This is a genomic window from Rodentibacter trehalosifermentans (genome assembly GCF_002000545.1).
GTDB classification, from domain to species: domain Bacteria; phylum Pseudomonadota; class Gammaproteobacteria; order Enterobacterales; family Pasteurellaceae; genus Rodentibacter; species Rodentibacter trehalosifermentans.
On the sequence record NZ_MLHL01000068.1, the window covers coordinates 13,901 to 34,224 of the forward strand.

Here is a 20,324-nt window from a genome sequence, read left to right on the forward strand (position 1 = left end):
TCCAAAAAATTTGTGATTTTTGACCGCACTTTTCACTTAAATAAGTGATAGGGCTTTCATTAACTTTTTCTTGTAATAATAAATTCCGCCAACGCACGAAGTGCGGTCGTATCAAAAGGAATTTTATCCAATTCGCTCAATGCCGTTTGATATAAATCTTGCGCCTTTTGCTTTGCCCCTTCTAACCCGAGCAATTTAGGGTAGGTGCTTTTATCCAAATCTAAATCTGAGCCTACGGGTTTGCCGATTTCTGAACATTCCCCTTCAATATCTAAAATATCATCTTGCACTTGAAAGGCCAGACCAATAGCCTCGGCATAGCGGGTTAAGGCCTGTTCTAGCGATTTATCGGAAAAATGCGGCGAGCAAATAAAGCCAAGTTTTAAGGCGGCTGTAAGCAATGCACCGGTTTTATTGCGATGAATTAATTCTAATTCTTGTAGGCTAATTTGTTTGTGTTCTGAGATTAAGTCTAAACTTTGTCCTAAGCACATTCCTTGTACACCGGAGGCTTGCGCTAAAATCTGCACTAATGCCAGTTTCTGCTGTGCACTAAGATGAGGGGTTTGGCTTAACATCTCAAAGGCGAAACTTTGTAAGGCATCTCCTGCGAGAATAGCGGTGGCTTCATCAAACGCAAGATGGCAGGTTGGATGCCCACGGCGGAGATCATCATTATCCATTGCCGGTAAATCATCGTGAATTAAGGAATAAGCATGAATCGCTTCAATGGCAGCAGCGGCATAATCAAGAGATTGTTCGTTGGCATTGAGCATATTTCCTGTGGCATAAACCAAAAAAGGGCGTACCCGTTTCCCGCCCAATAACAAGCCATATTTCATTGCCTCAAGTAAGGGGGCATTGTGTAAGGGAGCATTGTAGCTTTCCAGAGCGTCAAATTGCCTTTCTAGAAAAACATTAATGCGTTGTTGTACCTGTTTGAGTTGTTGGGCAAATGGGCGCATATTATTCCTTTTCCTCATAATCACTCAAAGGTGCTGTTTCACTTTTTTGTAAAAGTATTTGAATACGCTGTTCTGCTTGCTGTAAACGTGCTTGACCAAGTTGGGCCAATTGAATGCCTTGTTCAAATTCTTTGAGGGATTCTTCTAAGGGGAGTTCGCCGCTTTCTAAACGGGCGACAATGGTTTCTAATTGTGTCAATGTGCTTTCAAAATCCGGTGAGGAAGCCGATTTGCGTGCCATTTAATCATCCTTTTGATGGGGAAAATAAGTCTATTGTACTGTAAATTTAGGGGATGTTAAAAATTTATTTCTAAAAAGAGAGTGTGGGAGGATAGGCTATCTTGCCGTATGGACTTTTCCCCTGCTTTGCGTAAAATATTCGCCATTTTTTACCGGTCTTAATCTTTATGAAATTTATTATTAAACTTTTCCCTGAAATTATGATTAAAAGCGAAAGCGTGCGTAAACGTTTCGCCAAAATTCTTACCAGTAATATTCGTAATATTTTACAAAAATATGATGAAGAAACCGCCGTCGTCCGCCATTGGGATTACATTGAAGTGCGGTCAAAAAATGAAGAAAATCGACAAGCTCTCATCAGTTTGTTACAACGTATCCCGGGTATTCATCATTTTCTTGAAGTAGAAGAAAAAACCTTTACAGATTTACACCATATTTTTGAATTGACCCTTGCCGATGTGGCAGCGCAACTGCAAAACCGCACCTTTTGTGTACGGGTAAAACGCAAAGGCAAACATTCTTTCAGCTCTATTGAAGCAGAGCGTTATATCGGGGGGGGGTTAAATCAGCATATTGAAAGTGCTAAAGTGCGCTTAAAAAATCCTGATGTGACGGTGCGTATTGATATTGAAGATGACAAAATGCTGTTGGTGAAGAAACGTCATCTCGGCATTGGTGGCTATCCGATTGGTACGCAGGAAGATGTGCTTTCGTTGATTTCCGGCGGTTTTGATTCCGGTGTATCAAGCTATATGCTGATTCGTCGAGGCTCTCGGGTGCATTATTGTTTCTTTAATTTGGGCGGTGCGGCACATGAGATCGGTGTAAAACAAATGGCACATCATATTTGGCAGCGTTACGGTTCATCCCATAAAGTCCGTTTTATCGCTATCAATTTTGAAGGGGTAGTCGGTGAGATTTTAGAAAAGGTCGATAACGGACAAATGGGGGTAGTGTTGAAGCGAATGATGGTGCGTGCTGCAAGTCAAATCGCCGCTCGTTTTAATATTGAAGCCATTGTCACAGGCGAAGCCTTGGGGCAGGTTTCCAGCCAAACCCTCACCAATTTACGCTTAATTGATGAAGCCAGTGAAGCATTGGTGTTACGCCCGCTTATCAGCCACGATAAAGAGCAAATTATCGCCACAGCGAAAGAAATCGGCACCGATGATATTGCCAAATCCATGCCGGAGTTTTGTGGGGTGATTTCCAAAAATCCAACCATTAAAGCCGTGCGTGAGAATATTATGGCAGAAGAGGGGAAATTTGATTTTTCGATTTTAGAACGTGCTGTGCAAAATGCCCAATATTGGGATATTCGTCAAATTGCCGAAGACACGGAAAAAGAAGTGATATCTGTCGATACCATTTCAGTATTAGGCGAAAAGGACATTATTTTAGATATCCGAAGCCCGGAAGAAACCGATGAAAATCCGTTTGAATCAGACAGTCACGAGGTTCTCCAAATGCCGTTTTATAAGCTTTCCTCACAATTTGGTTCACTTGATCAAAGCAAAAATTATGTGTTGTACTGCGAACGTGGGGTGATGAGTAAACTACAAGCCCTTTATCTAAAAGAAAACGGCTTTGAGAATGTGTGCGTATTGGCGAAAAAATAATGCCAAAATTGACCGCACTTTTTCGGTTAGAACCTATGCTGATTTAATTCTTCCACCATCTCATCAATGGCTTTTGCCAATAAGGTGCGATCGTGGCGATAGCTGATATCGTCTGCGTTGAGGCGTTTTTCTAGAACGGTAACCGCAGACATATTGGAAAAATCGACCGCACTTTTACCGGTTGGCATAATCACCCCATCTAAAATCTCTGCACCGATTGTGCGGTGAATCCATTGGATACGATGAGCTAAAGAAAGCTTTGCGGCAGCCCCCAATTCTATACCTAAATTATCAATAAAAATTTTCTTCGCCGGGCTTTTTTTCAGGGCATTGCTCATCTCGGGTAGCAATAATGGGGGCATAATACTGGTGAAAAAACTACCGGGCCCAAATAAAATCACATCGGCCTGTTCAATGGCCTGTAGTGCTTCCGGTGTGGCTTGAACGAGTGGTATAAGAAATAAGGATTGGGGGAGTTCGGTTAAATTATCAATGCTCACTTCACCTACGATACTCGTGCCTGTCCCCGTACTTGCTGCAAGATGCACCGGGCTTTCCGACATCGGAATCAAATGCGATTTCACCCGCAATAGATCACGAATTAAATTTACCCCATCCAAAGGGCGAATATGCATATTTTCAAGGGCTTTTAGCATTAAATTGCCAAGATTATGACCGGCCAATTCCCCGTTGCCGCCAAAGCGATACTCAAAGAGTGCCGACGCAGTAGTAGGTTCGATGATGATTTGATTTAAACAATTGCGCAAATCTCCCCAAGCAATGCCGCCTTGTTGTTGGCGAATACGACCGGTGGAGCCGCCATTATCGGTGGTGGTAACAATGCCGGTCAGCCGTTCTTTCATAAAACTGAGTGCAGACATCACTCGTCCTAATCCATGCCCACCACCAATGGCGACAACATGTAAATTATTTAAGTAGTCATAGCGGCGGTGTGGGGTTAAATCGGACATAATATTTCTCTTTCTACCTAGAATGTATTAATTTTTAAAACATTATATAGTTATTTATATAATTGATTTAAAAGAATTTATTGAATTTCTCAACAAGAGGCGGGGAGTGCTTGCTTTTCTTGTTCAGAATCTTTTAAAATGCCCGCCAATTTTATCGCATAACTCCGAGCTTGTTTAGTCTAAGTTCCTCTTTGGTGAAAATACCTTGGTAAGGAATATGACGGCAATGCCAATAACGCTATTTGTTATTCAGGGATACGTTGGAAACGGCTTGTCCTCTCCATTTTAGAAAGGTGTATCATGCAATCGATTCCCATTAAAAACGTGGGAGACGCACGTTTAATTGATGCGTTTCAGCGTACCTATTATTATTTGCGGCTGTCTATTACCGATCAGTGCAATTTTCGTTGCAACTACTGCTTACCCAATGGTTATCAGCCTGAACTGAATAAACCCCATTTTCTTACGCTTACTGAAATTACACGCCTTGCTAAGGCTTTTGCCCATATGGGAACAGAAAAGATCCGTTTAACCGGTGGTGAGCCAACCTTACGAAAAGATTTTCTGACCATTGCAGAGCATATTGCACAAATTGAAGGTATTCAGCAGCTGGCATTAACCACAAACGGTTATCGTATGGCAAAAGCGGTGAAGGATTGGAAAAAAGCTGGGATTACCTCGATTAATGTCAGCTTAGATAGCCTTGATCCTAAAATGTTTTATCATATTACCGGTATGAATAAATTTGATGAGGTCATGCGCGGTATTGATCTTGCTTTCGAGGTGGGCTATCAGAAAGTGAAAGTCAATTCCGTATTAATGAAAAATTTGAATGATATTGAATTTAACCAATTTTTAGCTTGGGTAAAACATCGTCCTATTCAAATGCGTTTTATTGAACTGATGCAAACAGGCGATATGGATGATTTTTTTCATCGTCATCACCTCGGTGGCCAAATTTTAGCGGATAAGCTAGTGGCTAAAGGATGGAAGCTGCAACAAAAAGCCCTGACCGATGGCCCGGCAAAAATTTTTAAACACCCGGATTATGTGGGGGAAATTGGCTTAATTATGCCTTATGAAAAAGACTTTTGCACAAGTTGTAATCGGCTACGAGTGTCTGCCAAAGGCAAATTGCACCTTTGTTTATTCGGTGAGGCGGGGATAGAACTGCGTGATTTATTGCAATCTGATGAACAACAAGCCTTTTTACAAGCCCGAATATTTAATGCCTTACAAGGAAAACGTGAGCATCATTATTTACACCAAGGCGACAGCGGTATTCGCAATCATCTCGCCTCGATTGGTGGATAATGATGACTAAAATAAAAAGACTTCAACATTTAACCGCACTTTTAAACTTATGACAACATTTACCCATATTAATACACAAGGCGAAGCCAATATGGTGGACGTTTCCGATAAAATTGAAACCGTACGGGAAGCGCGTGCTGAAGCAATTGTGACTATGTCACAAGAAACTCTTTCGATGATTTTAAAAGGTGAGCATCACAAAGGTGATGTATTTGCCACGGCACGCATTGCGGGTATCCAAGCGGCAAAACGCACTTGGGAGCTTATTCCTTTATGTCACCCATTATTGCTTTCCAAAGTGGAAGTTAGCCTTGAACCTTTGGTCGAAACCCATCAGGTTCGTATCGAATCCCTCTGTAAACTGACCGGTAAAACCGGTGTGGAAATGGAAGCGCTCACCGCCGCAAGCGTTGCCGCATTAACCATTTATGATATGTGTAAAGCCGTGCAAAAAGATATTGTCATTGAGCAGGTTCGATTGTTAGAAAAAAGCGGTGGAAAATCAGGTCATTTTTTAGTGGAGAAATAAATGTTAAAGGTGTTATTTTTTGCCCAAACACGAGAGCTTATTGGTATGGATGAAATGCAAGTAGAGGCGGTGTTTTCTACGGCAGAAACCTTGCGTGAGCATTTAAGCCAAAAAGGAGATAAATGGGCGTTGGCGTTGGAAAAAGGAAAAACGCTGGTGGCAATTAATCAAACCCTTATGCCCCTTGAAAGTGCGATCAATAATGGCGATGAAATTGCCTTTTTCCCACCGGTCACAGGGGGGTAAGATGAGCGATATTCATATTTCTGTGCAAGAGGCAGAATTTGATCAAAACGCTGTTTATCGTTGGCTTTGCCAATCCCATTGTGTTGGGGCAACGGTCATTTTTGTGGGAAAGGTGCGGGATTTTAATTTAGGCGATGGCGTATCCGGGCTTTATTTAGAGCATTATCCGGCGATGACGGAAAAAGCCCTACATGAAATTGTGGCAGAAGCCAAGCAACGCTGGGCTATTCAACGGATTGCCGTTATTCATCGGGTGGGCTTGCTCAATACCAGTGATGAAATTGTGTTGGTGGGGGTGAGTTCAGCACATCGTGGTGAGGCTTATCGTGCCAATGAGTTTGTGATGGATTACCTCAAGTCCAAAGCCCCCTTTTGGAAAAAAGAACAAACGGCGAAAGGCGAGCGTTGGGTTGAGGCCAGAGATTCAGACAAAATTGCTTTAGAAAAATGGTAAAAATGGCATGTGATGGTTTTAATAAAAATAATTTTTTATTGCCCATTGACTTTTTATACACTCGCCTTTACCTTACTCACTGCGTTTAACTATATCATAAGGAGCTTTTATGCAATCTCGCATTATTGTTGACTCAAGAGAGGAATCCTTATTAAGCACCCATAAAGTGCTTCGTAACACTTATTTCTTGCTTGGACTGACAATGGCATTTTCGGCTGTGGTCGCCTATATTTCTATGGCGATGAACCTGCCTTATCCAAACATTATTGTTTTACTTGTTGGCTTTTACGGCTTACTTTTCATTACCCATCGTTTGGCTGATCGCCCGGCGGGGATTTTAGCGGCATTCGCTTTTACCGGTTTTATGGGCTATACCATTGGGCCGATTCTCAATATGTATGTTGCCAACGGTATGGAAGACTTAGTGATGTTGGCATTTGCCGGCACCGCAATTGTATTCTTTGCTTGTTCGGCCTATGTATTGACCACGAAAAAAGATATGTCATTTCTTGCCACGGCAATGTTTGCGCTTTTCATTGTGCTTTTACTGGGTATGGTTGCCAGTTTCTTCTTCCAAATGCCGGCATTAGCTATCGCAATTAGCGCATTATTCGTTGTTTTTTCAACCATGACTATTTTATATGAAACCAGTAATATCATTCACGGTGGCGAAACCAATTACATTCGTGCCACAGTGAGTATTTATGTGGCAATTTATAACTTATTCTTAAGTCTATTGAGATTACTTTCTATCTTCTCAAATAATAACGATTAAGTTTAATTGAAAAGAAAACGCACTTTGATATCGCAAAGTGCGTTTTTTATGCCTTTTGAATTTATTTCTTCGAGAAAAGTGCGGTCAGATATTGGGGTAAATTTTCATAGTGAAAATGAAATCCTGCATCAAGAAGCCGTGTTGGGTAAATCTTTTGGCTTTCAAGTAAAAGAGCTGCACGTTCGCCTAAAATCAGTTTTAATGCCAAGCGGGGGGCAGGAAAGAGGGCACAGCGTTTTAGTGCTTGAGCAAGCTGTTGATTGAATATTTTATTCGTTACCGGTTGTGGCGATACAAAATTATAAACGCCATGACATTGATGATGTTCAAGTAAAAATACAATGCCCCTTACCATATCTTCCAACGCAATCCACGCCCAATATTGTTCGCCCGAACCCAACCGACCGGCTAAATTCCAACGATAGAGCGGGAGCATTTGTTTTAATGCACCACCTTTAGGCGAAAGCACCATGGCAGTGCGAAGAAGGCAAACTTGGGTTTTTGCCTGTAATGCCGCATTTTCCCATGCCTGACAAAGCCGGGCAGTAAAGCTGTTATGTGCGATAGGGCTTGTTTCAGTAAGCGTTTCGATTGGGCGATCACCATAAATTCCTGTTGCCGAGCCTGAAATAAAGCGTGGGGGATTAGCTCCCTCATTAATTAATGCCGCTAATTGTTGTGTGAGTTTTACCCGACTATCAAATGATTTTTTCTTTTGTTGGAAAGTCCAACGCTTGGCAAAAATAGGCTCACCGGCAAGGTTTATCACCACATCAAATTCATCTAAATTTTTGAAGGAAGAAAGTGCGGTCAAAAATCGCAAGTTTTTTTGGGGAAAAAGGGCTGAGGCCTTTTTTTCATGGCGAACCAGTAAGGTAAGCTGATGTTGTTTCTGCAAAAGTGCAGAGACTAAAGCTTGCCCGATAAGCCCTGTTCCGCCGGTGATAAGAATATGCATTAGAGTGAACGTTCAAATAAATCTTGAATGTGGTTAATGAGCATTGAGATAGCTGTTTCCCGTGTTGGCGTAACAAAAATCGTATCATCGCCTGCAATAGTGCCCAAAATCCCTTCCGGTTTGCCGATAGAATCTAACAACCGTGCAATTAATTGTGCTGCCCCCGGGGTGGTTTTGATGACAACTAAAAATTCGTTGTGATCAATATCCAAGACTAAATTTTTTAACGGACTGCTTGTCGCCGGCACACTTAGCTCATTAGGCAAACAATAAACCATTTCCATTTTGGTATTGCGGGTACGCACCGCACCAAATTTGCTCAGCATACGTGAAACTTTTGATTGATTAATACCGGAAAAACCCTGATTTTTTAACGCTTCAACTATTTCACTTTGTGAGGCAAAACGTTCTTGGCTAAGTAATTCTTTAAATACTTTTGTTAAGTTATCCACTTTTGATCTTTAAGGAATGCTAAATTTGCATAAGCGTTGCATAAAAATTCATTTTATGCAACTAAAATTCAAGGTAAGGCCGTTAAAAGGAAAGATTTATGAATAGAAATTTGAACTAGATCTCATAATTGTATTTCTGTATTTGTAATTTATAGCCCAACCTTTTAAAATCTACCTGTTTATTTACAGAGTAAGGAGGCAACATGAAAGTTGCAGTGTTAGGTGCCGCAGGCGGTATCGGTCAAGCATTAGCGTTATTATTGAAATTACAATTACCGGCAGAAACAGAATTATCGCTGTATGATATTGCTCCTGTTACACCGGGGGTGGCGGCAGATGTCAGTCATATTCCCACTGCAGTAAAAGTAAAAGGATTTTCCGGTGAAGATCCAAGCCCGGCCCTTGAAGGGGCGGATGTGGTATTGATTTCTGCCGGTGTGGCTCGCAAACCCGGTATGGATCGCTCTGATCTTTTTAATATTAATGCCGGTATTGTTCGTGGATTAATAGAAAAAGTGGCAGCAGTTTGCCCAAAAGCCTGTGTGGGGATCATTACCAATCCGGTTAACACTACCGTAGCAATTGCGGCAGAAGTATTAAAAAAAGCCGGGGTTTATGACAAACGTAAATTATTCGGTGTCACGACGTTAGATGTGCTTCGTTCTGAAACCTTTGTTGCAGAATTAAAAAATTTGAATGTTTCCCGTACGACAGTGCCTGTCATTGGCGGGCATTCCGGTGTGACAATTCTTCCGTTACTTTCTCAAGTCCCTTATGCTGAATTTTCAGCTGAAGAAATTGCCCCTTTAACCAAACGTATCCAAAATGCCGGCACAGAAGTGGTGGAAGCCAAAGCCGGTGGCGGTTCTGCAACTCTTTCTATGGCGCAAGCCGCAGCACGTTTTGCCCGCTCATTAGTGAAGGGATTAAGTGGTGAAACCGTCGTGGAATGTACTTATGTAGAAGGTGATGGACAATATGCCCGTTTCTTTGCTCAACCGGTTCGTTTAGGTAAAGAGGGGGTAGAGGAAATTCTGCCTGTTGGCCCACTCAGTGAATTTGAACAACAGGCGTTAGAAGCCATGCTTCCAACATTACGCGCAGATATTGAATTAGGGGAAAAATTTATTAACGGTTAATTGATTTTTCTCGACAAAAAAGGCGCAATATTGGCGCCTTTTTTTGTGGAAAAATAAAAATTTTAAGAAAAACCGTGAGTTAGTTCACAGATTTGAAAAGAGGGGTTTGCATTAACGATTTGATAAGCGTATTCTGAACCCATAAAGAACAAGTGCTATCCTAAATAGCCGATATTTATTTTGCTTTCCGAGTAGTGTCTCTCCCGAGACACTTTTTTTTGCCTGCTAAAATGAACTAATTTCCCTTCCTTCAGTCTTATAGCCTGTCTTTTGACAACATTATTCTTTATAGGAGTATTTATGAAATCTTTAAAATCTTTATTAAGTTTAACCGCACTTGCCTTGGCGGTTTCAGGTTCTGCATTAGCCAGTGAAAATGCACTAAGCAGTTTAAAAAATGAGGCAACAAATAATATTAATTCAATGGTTCAAAGCCAAAAACAAAGTGCGGTTACCAATAAAAACAATGCGATGGAAAATGTGGTGAACGCAAAAGAAAAAGCAACAGAATCAGCGAAATCCTTAAAAGACTCGGCAAAAGCCTCAACAAAAAATACAGCCAAAGCAGCACAAGAGAAAGTGAAATCGGTGAGCTCATCTGACAATTCGTCAATGAAAGAAAAAGCGACAGAAAAATTCAATGTAGCTAAAGATAAAGTGAAAGCAGAGCAAGATAAAATCGCTTCAAGTGCAAAAGTAAATATCAATAAAGCAGATGCTGCAACATTACAAAAACTTTCCGGCATTGGTGAGAAAAAAGCACAAGCGATTGTGGATTACCGTAATAAAGTAGGCAAAATAAAAAATGTCGCAGAATTATCAAATATTGAGGGATTAGGCAGTACGACTATTGAGAAAATCGCACCTTATCTAACATTCTAAAACCTTATTAAATTTAACCGCTCTTTAAAGCCCGATAGTTGTCGGGTTTTTTGTTTTAAAATAAAAAAGAAAAGATTGTTGAGCTAGATCACAATTTTGTAACAAACTTGTAAATGGCACATTTTTTCCTGTTTGATCCTATGTATAATGGGCGGCGAATTTAATAGATAATTATTCGAGGTGAATATGCAGCCAAACAAGGCTTTTGAACAATGGTTGGCAACAACCGCATTAGGTGGTGCGAACCAAGCCTATATCGAAGAATTATACGAGCGTTATTTGGATGATCCGAATTCTATTGATGAGAGTTGGAAAACCACGTTCGATGCCTTTCCAAAATCAACAGTCGCTGAACAAGCCCATTCTCTGGTGCGTGATTATTTCCGTCGTTTAGCCCGTGAAAATAGCGCAGAAACCGTCACAGTTATTGATCCGGAAGCCAGTGCAAAATTAGTAAAAGTGCTGCAGTTTATTAACGCTTATCGATTCCGAGGTCATTTGGAAGCAAACCTTGATCCCCTTAATTATTATCGTTGGAAAGTCTCCAGCGTACCGGAATTAGATTATCGCTATCACGGTTTTACTGAACAAGATCTCAATGAAACCTTCAATATTAATCATTATGTTTACCAGCGGGATACCATTACCCTTGCCGAATTAAACGATATGCTGAAAGAAACCTATTGTGGTTCTATCGGTTTAGAATTTATGCATGTGCAAGATATGGAACAAAAAATGTGGCTTCAAAACAAATTAGAAAGTCGCTTAAATCAACCGCTTTTTAGCCCTCAAGAAAAAATCAATTTTCTCAATGAATTAACGGCTGCAGATGGTTTGGAACGTTATCTTGGCGCCAAATTTCCGGGCGCAAAACGCTTTTCCTTAGAGGGGAGTGATGCCTTTATTCCTCTGATGAAAGAAATTATTCGTCATGCCGGTAAACAAGGGGTGAAAGATATTGTGATGGGCATGGCACACCGTGGGCGTTTGAATATGCTCGTTAATGTATTAGGTAAAAAACCGGAAGATTTATTTGATGAGTTTGCCGGTAAACATTCAGGCGATCGCACCGGTGATGTGAAATATCACCAAGGTTTTTCTTCTGATTTTGCCGTAGAAGATAACTTGGTTCATTTAACCCTTGCGTTCAATCCTTCTCATTTGGAAATTGTAAGCTCCGTGGTGATTGGGGCGGTGCGTTCACGTCAAACTAAGAGAAATGATATTGAACGCGCCAAAGTATTAGCGGTCACCGTTCACGGTGATTCGGCGGTAGCAGGACAAGGCGTGGTACAAGAAACCTTAAATATGTCCAATGCTCGAGGCTATACGGTCGGCGGTACCATTCGTATCGTCATTAATAACCAAATTGGCTTTACCACCTCAAACCCAAATGACACCCGTTCCACCGAATATTGCACCGATATTGCGAAAATGATTCAGGCGCCGATTATCCATGTCAATGGTGATGATCCGGAAGCGGTGGCCTTTGCTGCCCGTATGGCGGTGGAATATCGCAGCCTATTTAAACGGGATATTTTTATTGATTTAATTTCTTATCGTCGTCATGGTCATAATGAAGCCGATGAACCATTGGCCACTCAGCCGATGATGTATAGCATTATCAAAAAACATCCTACACCCCGCAAAGTCTATGCCGATCGTTTAATTACAGAAGGGGTAATGACTGAAGAGCAAACCATTGAAATGATGAATCTTTACCGTGATGCATTAGACAATGGTGACCGAGTGGTAAAAGAATGGCGTGATATGGATACGGCAAAAATGGACTGGTTGCAATATCTGAATTACGATTGGACATCGCCTTATGAAAATACCTTCCCGAAAGCACGTTTTGTTACGCTCGCTAAACGTGTCTGCGAATATCCGGAAAGTTTACGGGCTCATCCTCGGGTGGAGAAAATTTATAATGATCGTAAAGCCATGTACCAAGAGGAAAAATTATTCGATTGGGGAATGGCGGAAACCATGGCTTATGCCACCTTGCTCGATGAAGGGGTTAATGTTCGTTTATCCGGTGAAGATGCAGGTCGGGGAACCTTCTTCCACCGCCATGCGGTAGTCCACAACCAAAATGATGGGACAGGTTATGTGCCGCTTACCCATTTACACGCCAACCAAGGGCGTTTTGAGGTATGGGATTCTGTACTTTCGGAAGAAGCGGTACTTGCCTTTGAGTATGGTTATGCCACCACCGATCCGAAAACCCTCACCATTTGGGAAGCGCAATTTGGCGATTTTGCCAATGGTGCACAAATTGTGATTGACCAATTTATCAGTTCAGGCGAACAAAAATGGGGAAGAATGTGTGGTTTGGTGATGTTATTGCCACATGGTTATGAAGGGCAGGGTCCTGAACATTCTTCTGCACGATTGGAACGTTATTTACAATTGTGTGCAGAACAAAATATGCAGGTTTGTATTCCTTCTACCCCTGCACAGGTTTACCATATGTTACGCCGTCAGGCATTGCGTAAAATGCGTCGGCCGTTAATTGCGATTTCACCAAAATCCTTACTACGTCACCCACTTGCGGTATCCACCTTGGAAGAACTCACTCAAGGGGCCTTCCAAACGGTGATAGGCGAAGTGGATGAGCTTGATCCAAAAGGGGTTAAACGTGTCGTATTGTGTTCCGGTAAAGTCTATTATGATTTATTAGAACAACGTCGTGCGAATCAGCAAACCGATGTGGCAATTATTCGTATTGAACAGCTTTACCCTTATCCTCATGAAGATGTGAAAAAAGCCCTCGAGCCTTATGCCCATGTGAAAGATTATGTATGGTGTCAGGAAGAGCCGCTCAACCAAGGGGCTTGGTATAGCAGCAAACATAATTTTGAGAGTTCTATTCCGGATGGCGTGAAACTCAACTACGCAGGTCGCCCGGCCTCGGCTTCACCGGCGGTGGGCTATATGTCATTACATACGAAACAACAAAAACAATTAGTGGATGATGCACTGACCTTGTAAAGTGCGGTTAAAAATCACAAAGATTTGTCGGGAAGAAATGTATCATCCACTTCCCGACAAAAAGCTAAAAATAAAAAGGAAAACAATATGACAATTGAAATTCTTGTTCCCGATCTCCCTGAATCCGTTGCAGATGCAACAGTGGCAACTTGGCATAAAAAAGTGGGAGAGGCAGTAAAACGTGATGAAGTTCTAGTGGAAATTGAAACGGATAAAGTGGTGTTGGAAGTGCCGGCTCAGTCTGATGGGATACTCGCTGAAATTTTAGAGTCGGAGGGAGCGACCGTCATCAGTAAACAGGTGTTAGGGAAACTTTCTACTGCTCAAGCCGGTGATTTTAGTATGGCAACGATAAAAGAAACCAATGAGCCTACACCAGCGGATCGTAAAAATGCCGCTATTGAAAACAGCCATAATAACGCATCGGATCAAAGTCCGGCAATTCGTCGTTTATTGGCAGAGCATGATCTTGATGCTTCACAAATTCAAGGTTCAGGTGTGGGGGGAAGGCTCACTCGTGAAGATATTGAACGTGAGCTCGTTAAACGAGATGTTCAAAAAGTGAAAGAGCAGGTTGCGACAGAACAAAATACCATTAGCACGGTGGCATACAGTGCTCGCTCTGAAAAACGCGTACCGATGACCCGTTTACGCAAACGCATCGCTGAACGTTTATTGGAAGCGAAAAACAGCACGGCAATGCTAACCACCTTTAATGAAGTAGATATGCAACCGATAATGAATTTGCGTAAAACCTATGGCGAAAAATTTGATAAGCAACATGGTGTGCGTTTAGGGTTTATGTCATTTTATATTAAAGCCGTAGTGGAAGCGTTGAAACGTTATCCGGAAATCAATGCCTCTATTGATGGTGATGATATTGTTTACCATAACTATTTTGATATTAGTATTGCCGTTTCCACACCACGAGGGTTAGTCACGCCGGTGCTGCGTAACTGCGATAAACTCAGTATGGTGGAAATTGAAAAACAAATTAAAACCCTTGCTGAAAAAGGACGGGATGGTAAATTGACTGTGGAAGATTTAACGGGCGGTAATTTCACCATTACCAATGGTGGGGTGTTCGGTTCTTTAATGTCCACCCCTATTATTAATCCGCCACAAAGTGCAATTTTAGGTATGCACGCCATTAAAGAGCGTCCAATTGCACTAAATGGTGAAGTGGTGATTCGTCCTATGATGTATTTGGCGCTTTCTTATGATCACCGATTAATCGATGGGAAAGAATCTGTTGGTTTCCTTGTGACGATTAAAGAATTATTAGAAGATCCGACAAGATTACTTTTGGAAATTTAGGCAAAAAGTGCGGTCAATTTTGATCGCACTTTTGTTTTTTTACAAAAATATGATACTTTCAAACACGATTTAATCATACGGAAAAATGCAGGTGAAAGAATGAATTTACACGAATATCAAGCAAAACAGCTTTTTAAAGAATATGGTTTGCCGGTGAGCGATGGGGTGGTTTGTCATTCGGCGGAGGATGCCGCTATGGCACTTTTTCAGCTTAACGGCGATGTTTGGGCGGCAAAATGTCAAGTCCATGCGGGCGGTCGGGGAAAAGCCGGAGGAGTTAAATTGGTTCACAACGAAGAAGAGGCTTATTCTTTTGCAAAAAAATGGCTAGGCAATCGTTTAGTGACATTTCAAACGGATAAGCATGGGCAACCGGTGAACAGTATCTATATTGAAGAAACCTGTGATATTGATAAAGAACTTTATCTTGGTGCCGTGATTGATCGTTCTTCACAAAAAATTGTTTTTATGGCATCAAGTGCCGGCGGTGTGAATATTGAAGATGTTGCACAGGATACACCGCATTTGATTCACTGCGTATCCATTGCTCCTCTTTTTGGCGGAATGCCGTATCAAGGGCGCGAATTAGCGTTTAAATTAGGTTTAAGTGGGGAACAAAATAAACAATTTACCCATATATTTGTACAACTCGCAAAATTATTTGCCGAAAAAGACCTTTCTCTTTTAGAAGTCAATCCTCTTGTTATCACACAGCAAGGCAATTTGGTTTGTTTGGATGCCAAAATCGCTATTGATGATAACGCCTTGTTCCGCCATAAAGATTTACTCGCTTTGCGGGATTTAAGCCAAAGTGACTTGCGTGAGGCAGAAGCCGAAAAATATCAATTAAATTATGTGGCATTAGAGGGCAATATCGGTTGTATGGTGAATGGGGCAGGGCTTGCTATGGGCACGATGGATATTGTTAAACTTTATGGTGGTGAACCGGCAAATTTCCTTGATGTCGGTGGCGGTGCGACAAAAGAACGTGTTGCCGAAGCCTTCAAAATTATTCTTACCGATAATGCAGTGAAGGCAATTTTAGTCAATATTTTTGGTGGTATTGTACGTTGTGATCTCATTGCTGAAGGGGTGATTGCCGCCATTCAAGAAGTGGGCGTTGAAGTACCGGTGGTGGTGCGTTTAGAAGGCACTAATGCAGAATTAGGACGTAAAATTTTATCGGAAAGCGGTGTGAATTTAATTGCCGCCAATAGTTTGCAAGAGGCGGCTCAAGCCGTGGTGAGTGCCGCAAGAGGAGAATAACGATGTCTATATTAATTAATAAAGAGACTAAAGTCATTTGCCAAGGTTTTACCGGAGCACAGGGTACGTTTCATTCTGAACAAGCTATTGCCTATGGCACAAAATTAGTGGGCGGTGTTTCACCAAATAAAGGCGGTAGCACGCATTTGGGGTTACCGGTATTCAATACAGTGAAAGATGCGGTTAATGCCACGGGAGCAACTGCAACGATGATTTATGTGCCGGCACCATTTTGTAAAGACGCGATTTTAGAGGCTATTGATGCAGGGATTCAACTTATCGTCTGTATTACTGAAGGTATCCCTACGCTAGATATGTTGACAGTAAAACAAAAATTGAACGAAGCCGGTGTAGTAATGATTGGTCCGAATTGCCCGGGGATTATTACACCGAATGAATGCAAAATGGGGATTATGCCGGGAAATATTCATAAAAAAGGTAAAATTGGCATTGTTTCCCGTTCCGGTACGCTGACTTATGAAGCCGTAAAACAAACCACTGATGAAGGTTTTGGACAATCCACTTGTGTGGGTATCGGGGGCGATCCGATCCCGGGTTCAAATTTCATTGATATTTTGAAACGTTTCCAAGATGATCCCGAAACGGAAGCTATTGTAATGATCGGCGAAATTGGTGGTTCTGCTGAGGAAGAGGCTGCCGCTTATATTAAAGCCCATATCACCAAACCCATGGTCGGCTATATTGCCGGTGTCACCGCACCAAAAGGAAAACGTATGGGACATGCTGGGGCGATTATCAGCGGAGGAAAAGGAACGGCAGAGGATAAGATCGCAGCTCTTGAAGCAGCTGGAGTTAAAACCGTGAGGAGTTTGGCAGAAATCGGTGTTGCATTGAAAAAATTGTTAAATGTTTCTTAACTAACGGAATGACAATGTTTAATTTGAAAAAGCGGAGCTGATTTTGACCGCTTTTTGTGTATCAATGGATGCTTATTCTTCGGTAAAATCTGCACAAGAAAAAGTTGAATAAGTGAAATCAATTGATATTCAGGTTATGCCTTATTATTGCATACAAGGGTAAAGCCAATTTTGCTATAAACATTAACAAAATTGATATACTTCTTGCTACTAAATTATCTTGCTGACTATCAAAAAAACTCAAAATTGTGGAGAGAGAGAACCCGAATTTATTACACCAATAACAATGTTTGTTTTTACCGTCCATTGTTATGATTTGGGGCAAAGAGATGAAGCGGTAAAGTGGTTTTATCGAAGAATTGACTAATTACAACACTGGATGTATTGATGCTTTCTGAAATGACTGAGTAGGAATATATCGATTTTTCCAAACTTGTGGGAAATGTGATTTGCTTGTTATTAATTAGACCTGAGGGGCTTTTATCTGCCAAAATTTGGCGAAAAATTTAACCGCACTTTAAAGTGCGGTTAAATTTTTTGTGATTTTTACCTAGAAATTGGCATTTCTTGGCGCACGAGGGAATGGAATCACATCGCGGATGTTTTGCACTCCGGTCACATAGACGATTAAACGCTCAAAACCAAGACCGAAACCTGAGTGAGGTACTGTACCGTATTTGCGAAGGTCACGATACCACCAGTAATCGTCAGGATTTAATCCCATTTCTTCCATACGTTTATCCAGCACATCTAAACGTTCTTCACGTTGTGAACCGCCAATAATTTCACCAATTCCCGGGGCCAACACATCCATTGCGGCAACGGTTTTGCCATCATCGTTTAAACGCATATAGAAGGCTTTAATGTCTTTCGGGTAGTTTTTCACCACAACCGGTGATTTGAAATATTCTTCCGCTAAATAACGTTCATGTTCGGAGGAAAGATCAATTCCCCAAGAAACCGGAAACTCAAATTTCTTACCGGATTTTAATAACACCTCAATGGCATCAGTGTAATCAATTTGAGCAAAGTCGGAATTGACGAAGTTTTCCAAGCGGGTAATCACGTCTTTATCCACATGTTTTTCAAAGAAGGCAAGATCGTCTCTGCGTTCGCTTAAAACTGCACGGAAGACATATTTCAACATATCTTCAGCAAGTTTGGCATTGTCTGCCAAGGTGGCGAAAGCTACTTCAGGTTCGACCATCCAGAATTCGGCAAGGTGACGGGTAGTATTGGAGTTTTCCGCACGGAAGGTGGGACCAAAGGTATAAATTTTACTTAATGCACAGGCATAGGTTTCACCGTTTAACTGACCGGAAACCGTTAAAAAAGATTCTTTCCCAAAAAAATCTTGGGTGAAATCCACCGCGCCTTTTTCATCACGTGGGAGATTTTCTAGATCTAACGTGGATACTCGGAACATTTCTCCCGCCCCTTCGGTATCGGAAGCGGTTATGAGGGGGGTGGCAACCCAATAAAAGCCTTGTTCATGGAAGAAACGATGAATGGCTTGTGCTAAACAATGACGTACTCGGGCTACGGCACCGATAATATTGGTACGAGGACGTAAATGAGCCACTTCCCGTAAGTATTCAATAGAATGACGTTTTGCCGCCATTGGATAGGTATCCGGATCCTCTACAAACCCCGTCACTTCTACTTTTTCCGCTTGTAATTCAACCGCTTGACCTTCAGCAGGTGACTCAACGACTTTACCTGTTACGATCACAGAACAACCGGTGGTGAGGCGTAACACTTCGCTTTCATAGTTTTCAATATCGTTATTAATGATGGCTTGAATAGGATCAAAACAAGAGCCGTCATAGACCGCTAAGAAAGATAAACCCGCTTTAGAATCTCTACGGGTACGCACCCACCCCCGTACTGTCACGGTTTCGCCAAGGGCGATTTTTCCTTGTAATACATCAACAATAGATGCAATTTTAGACATATAAACCTCTCGCTATAAAATAGGGGATAAAAATGCAGTTAGTTTACCTTAAATCCTGAAATTTTCCATAAAAAATGGGAACTTTCTTCAGTAAGAAAAAGGTTTGTATATCAATGGGCTAAAACGATTTTGAAATGATGTTCCTAAACTAAGGCTTGTGGGTTGAATGATGTTGTCTTTTCGGATATTACATTTCATCATTTATGGTGTGGGTGATCGGTTATTTTTTGATATTTCCGAGAAATTTATTTGTACCGCAACTTTTGGTCGCCAATCTTTTATAACTGCAAAAATTATAGGTTGTGAAAGAAAGGAGAGAAGAGAAATAACATCAAAATGAAAGTGCGGTTCAAAATGCTGGCGATTTTTGGTATTTGTAGAAAATATGTGCCGCTTGTTATTTTAACCAAAAAATAGGAACACCTGAACGGTGTTCCTTTGGCTTTACAGGTAAACGAAGATTAAGTTTTTACGCGGTTATCCTTTTACCCCACCGGCAGTTAATCCACCTACTAACCAGCGTTGAGCAATCAAGAATACTGCGGTGATTGGAATAGCAGAGAGTACTGCGGCGGCGGCAAAATCGCCCCAAAGGTAATTTTGTGCATAAAGATATTGCTGCATCCCCACGGCAAGCGTATAGCTATTGACATCACGCAAGAGCAATGAGGCAACCGGAACCTCCGTAATGGCGGCAATGAATGAAAGAATAAATACTACTGCTAAAATAGGCACGGACAATGGCAATAAAATTAAGCGGAATGCCTGCCAAGGGGTTGCTCCATCCAATGCAGCCGCTTCTTCCAAAGAACCGTCAATGGTTTCAAAATAGCCTTTGATCGTCCAAACGTGCAACGCAATCCCCCCTAAATAGGCAAAGATCACGCCGGCGTGGGTATTTAAGCCGAGGAACGGCACATATTGCCCGAGGCGATCAAATAAAGCATACAATGCCACGAGAGAAAGTACGGCAGGAAACATTTGGAAAATTAGCATCCCTTGTAAGAGTGTTTTTTTCCCTTTAAATTTCATTCTCGCAAAGGCATAAGCACAGGTGGTAGAAAGGGTGACAATACCCACAGCCGTAATCGTCGCAACTTTGACGGAATTCCATAACCAGAGTAGTACCGGAAATGGCGGTGGCGTAACCGTTCCGTCAGGATGAACCACATTAAATCCCAAGGCTAGTTTCCAGTGTTCCCAAGAAATTTCACTTGGGATAATATCGCCAAGAGCTAAGTTACCCGGGCGCAAGGAAATGCCAATCACCATTAATAAGGGAAACATAATGAGGGAAATGAATAGGATTAGCACAGCGTGCGTTGCCCACAGGCGATAACGCATAGATTTTGGTTGAACAATAGCCATAA

At 41.7% G+C, this 20,324-nt stretch carries 19 protein-coding genes and 1 riboswitch; of the genes, 12 read left to right on the forward strand and 7 right to left on the reverse strand.

Annotated elements, in window-relative coordinates; all coding sequences use genetic code 11:
* Positions 1–59: 59 nt before the first annotated feature.
* A complete protein-coding gene (ispA, locus tag BKK52_RS11160; RefSeq protein ID WP_077420863.1) occupies positions 60–965 on the reverse strand; it encodes a (2E,6E)-farnesyl diphosphate synthase in 906 nt (301 codons plus the stop codon).
* Position 966: 1 nt separating this feature from the next.
* Positions 967–1,206, reverse strand: a complete 240-nt coding sequence (gene xseB / locus BKK52_RS11165; RefSeq protein WP_077420862.1) for an exodeoxyribonuclease VII small subunit — start codon at positions 1,204–1,206, stop codon at positions 967–969.
* Positions 1,207–1,373: 167 nt separating this feature from the next.
* Here xseB and thiI point away from each other — a divergent pair, with 167 nt between their 5' ends.
* Entirely contained in the window at positions 1,374–2,825 is a 1,452-nt protein-coding gene (gene thiI / locus BKK52_RS11170; RefSeq protein ID WP_077474698.1) for a tRNA uracil 4-sulfurtransferase ThiI, read from the forward strand.
* Positions 2,826–2,851: 26 nt separating this feature from the next.
* Here thiI and BKK52_RS11175 read toward each other — a convergent pair whose 3' ends face one another.
* Positions 2,852–3,796, reverse strand: coding sequence for a gluconeogenesis factor YvcK family protein (locus BKK52_RS11175; protein WP_077420860.1), 945 nt, complete (start codon positions 3,794–3,796; stop codon positions 2,852–2,854).
* A gap of 150 nt (positions 3,797–3,946) precedes the next feature.
* Positions 3,947–4,108: riboswitch (molybdenum cofactor riboswitch) on the forward strand.
* On the opposite strand from BKK52_RS11175, the gene moaA reads away from it, so the two are divergent.
* The 5 genes from moaA (at position 4,097) to BKK52_RS11200 (ending at position 7,114) form a co-directional block, all read left to right on the forward strand.
* Positions 4,097–5,110 carry a GTP 3',8-cyclase MoaA gene (gene moaA / locus BKK52_RS11180; protein WP_077420859.1) on the forward strand — a complete coding sequence of 338 codons (1,014 nt, stop codon included), beginning with the start codon at positions 4,097–4,099 and terminating at the stop codon, positions 5,108–5,110. Its footprint overlaps the riboswitch before it by 12 nt.
* Positions 5,111–5,159: 49 nt before the next feature.
* Entirely contained in the window at positions 5,160–5,639 is a 480-nt protein-coding gene (gene moaC / locus BKK52_RS11185; RefSeq protein WP_077420858.1) for a cyclic pyranopterin monophosphate synthase MoaC, read from the forward strand.
* A complete protein-coding gene (gene moaD / locus BKK52_RS11190) occupies positions 5,640–5,885 on the forward strand; it encodes a molybdopterin synthase sulfur carrier subunit (protein ID WP_077420857.1) in 246 nt (81 codons plus the stop codon).
* Between the two features lies 1 nt (position 5,886).
* Positions 5,887–6,339 (forward strand): molybdopterin synthase catalytic subunit MoaE, encoded by a 453-nt coding sequence (gene moaE / locus BKK52_RS11195; protein ID WP_077478701.1) that lies wholly within the window; start codon positions 5,887–5,889, stop codon positions 6,337–6,339.
* Between the two features lie 109 nt (positions 6,340–6,448).
* Entirely contained in the window at positions 6,449–7,114 is a 666-nt protein-coding gene (locus BKK52_RS11200) for a Bax inhibitor-1/YccA family membrane protein (RefSeq protein ID WP_077420855.1), read from the forward strand.
* A gap of 61 nt (positions 7,115–7,175) precedes the next feature.
* Here the strand turns inward: BKK52_RS11200 and BKK52_RS11205 are convergent, their stop codons facing one another.
* On the reverse strand, positions 7,176–8,072 hold the full coding sequence (locus BKK52_RS11205; RefSeq protein ID WP_077478702.1) for a TIGR01777 family oxidoreductase: 897 nt from the start codon (positions 8,070–8,072) through the stop codon (positions 7,176–7,178).
* Positions 8,072–8,524 (reverse strand): transcriptional regulator ArgR, encoded by a 453-nt coding sequence (gene argR, locus BKK52_RS11210; protein ID WP_077420853.1) that lies wholly within the window; start codon positions 8,522–8,524, stop codon positions 8,072–8,074. The genes BKK52_RS11205 and argR overlap by 1 nt, the downstream gene beginning before the upstream one ends.
* A 203-nt stretch (positions 8,525–8,727) precedes the next feature.
* On the opposite strand from argR, the gene mdh reads away from it, so the two are divergent.
* The 6 genes from mdh (at position 8,728) to sucD (ending at position 17,000) form a co-directional block, all read left to right on the forward strand.
* Positions 8,728–9,663, forward strand: a complete 936-nt coding sequence (gene mdh, locus BKK52_RS11215) for a malate dehydrogenase (protein ID WP_077420852.1) — start codon at positions 8,728–8,730, stop codon at positions 9,661–9,663.
* 300 nt (positions 9,664–9,963) lie between these two features.
* Positions 9,964–10,545, forward strand: a complete 582-nt coding sequence (locus tag BKK52_RS11220) for a ComEA family DNA-binding protein (protein WP_077420851.1) — start codon at positions 9,964–9,966, stop codon at positions 10,543–10,545.
* Between the two features lie 186 nt (positions 10,546–10,731).
* Positions 10,732–13,539: a 2-oxoglutarate dehydrogenase E1 component gene (gene sucA, locus BKK52_RS11225; protein WP_077478703.1), complete on the forward strand. Its 2,808-nt coding sequence runs from the start codon at positions 10,732–10,734 to the stop codon at positions 13,537–13,539.
* Positions 13,540–13,626: 87 nt separating this feature from the next.
* Entirely contained in the window at positions 13,627–14,856 is a 1,230-nt protein-coding gene (odhB, locus tag BKK52_RS11230; protein ID WP_077474694.1) for a 2-oxoglutarate dehydrogenase complex dihydrolipoyllysine-residue succinyltransferase, read from the forward strand.
* 99 nt (positions 14,857–14,955) lie between these two features.
* Positions 14,956–16,122, forward strand: coding sequence for an ADP-forming succinate--CoA ligase subunit beta (gene sucC, locus BKK52_RS11235; protein ID WP_077478704.1), 1,167 nt, complete (start codon positions 14,956–14,958; stop codon positions 16,120–16,122).
* A 2-nt stretch (positions 16,123–16,124) separates the two neighbouring features.
* Positions 16,125–17,000, forward strand: coding sequence for a succinate--CoA ligase subunit alpha (gene sucD, locus BKK52_RS11240; RefSeq protein WP_077420847.1), 876 nt, complete (start codon positions 16,125–16,127; stop codon positions 16,998–17,000).
* 550 nt (positions 17,001–17,550) lie between these two features.
* Here sucD and asnS read toward each other — a convergent pair.
* The gene (gene asnS, locus BKK52_RS11245; RefSeq protein WP_077420846.1) at positions 17,551–18,954 is read right to left on the reverse strand and encodes an asparagine--tRNA ligase; all 1,404 of its coding nucleotides are present in this window, start codon (positions 18,952–18,954) and stop codon (positions 17,551–17,553) included.
* A 477-nt stretch (positions 18,955–19,431) separates the two neighbouring features.
* Positions 19,432–20,322, reverse strand: coding sequence for a maltose ABC transporter permease MalG (gene malG / locus BKK52_RS13390; RefSeq protein WP_077420845.1), 891 nt, complete (start codon positions 20,320–20,322; stop codon positions 19,432–19,434).
* Positions 20,323–20,324 lie beyond the last annotated feature (2 nt).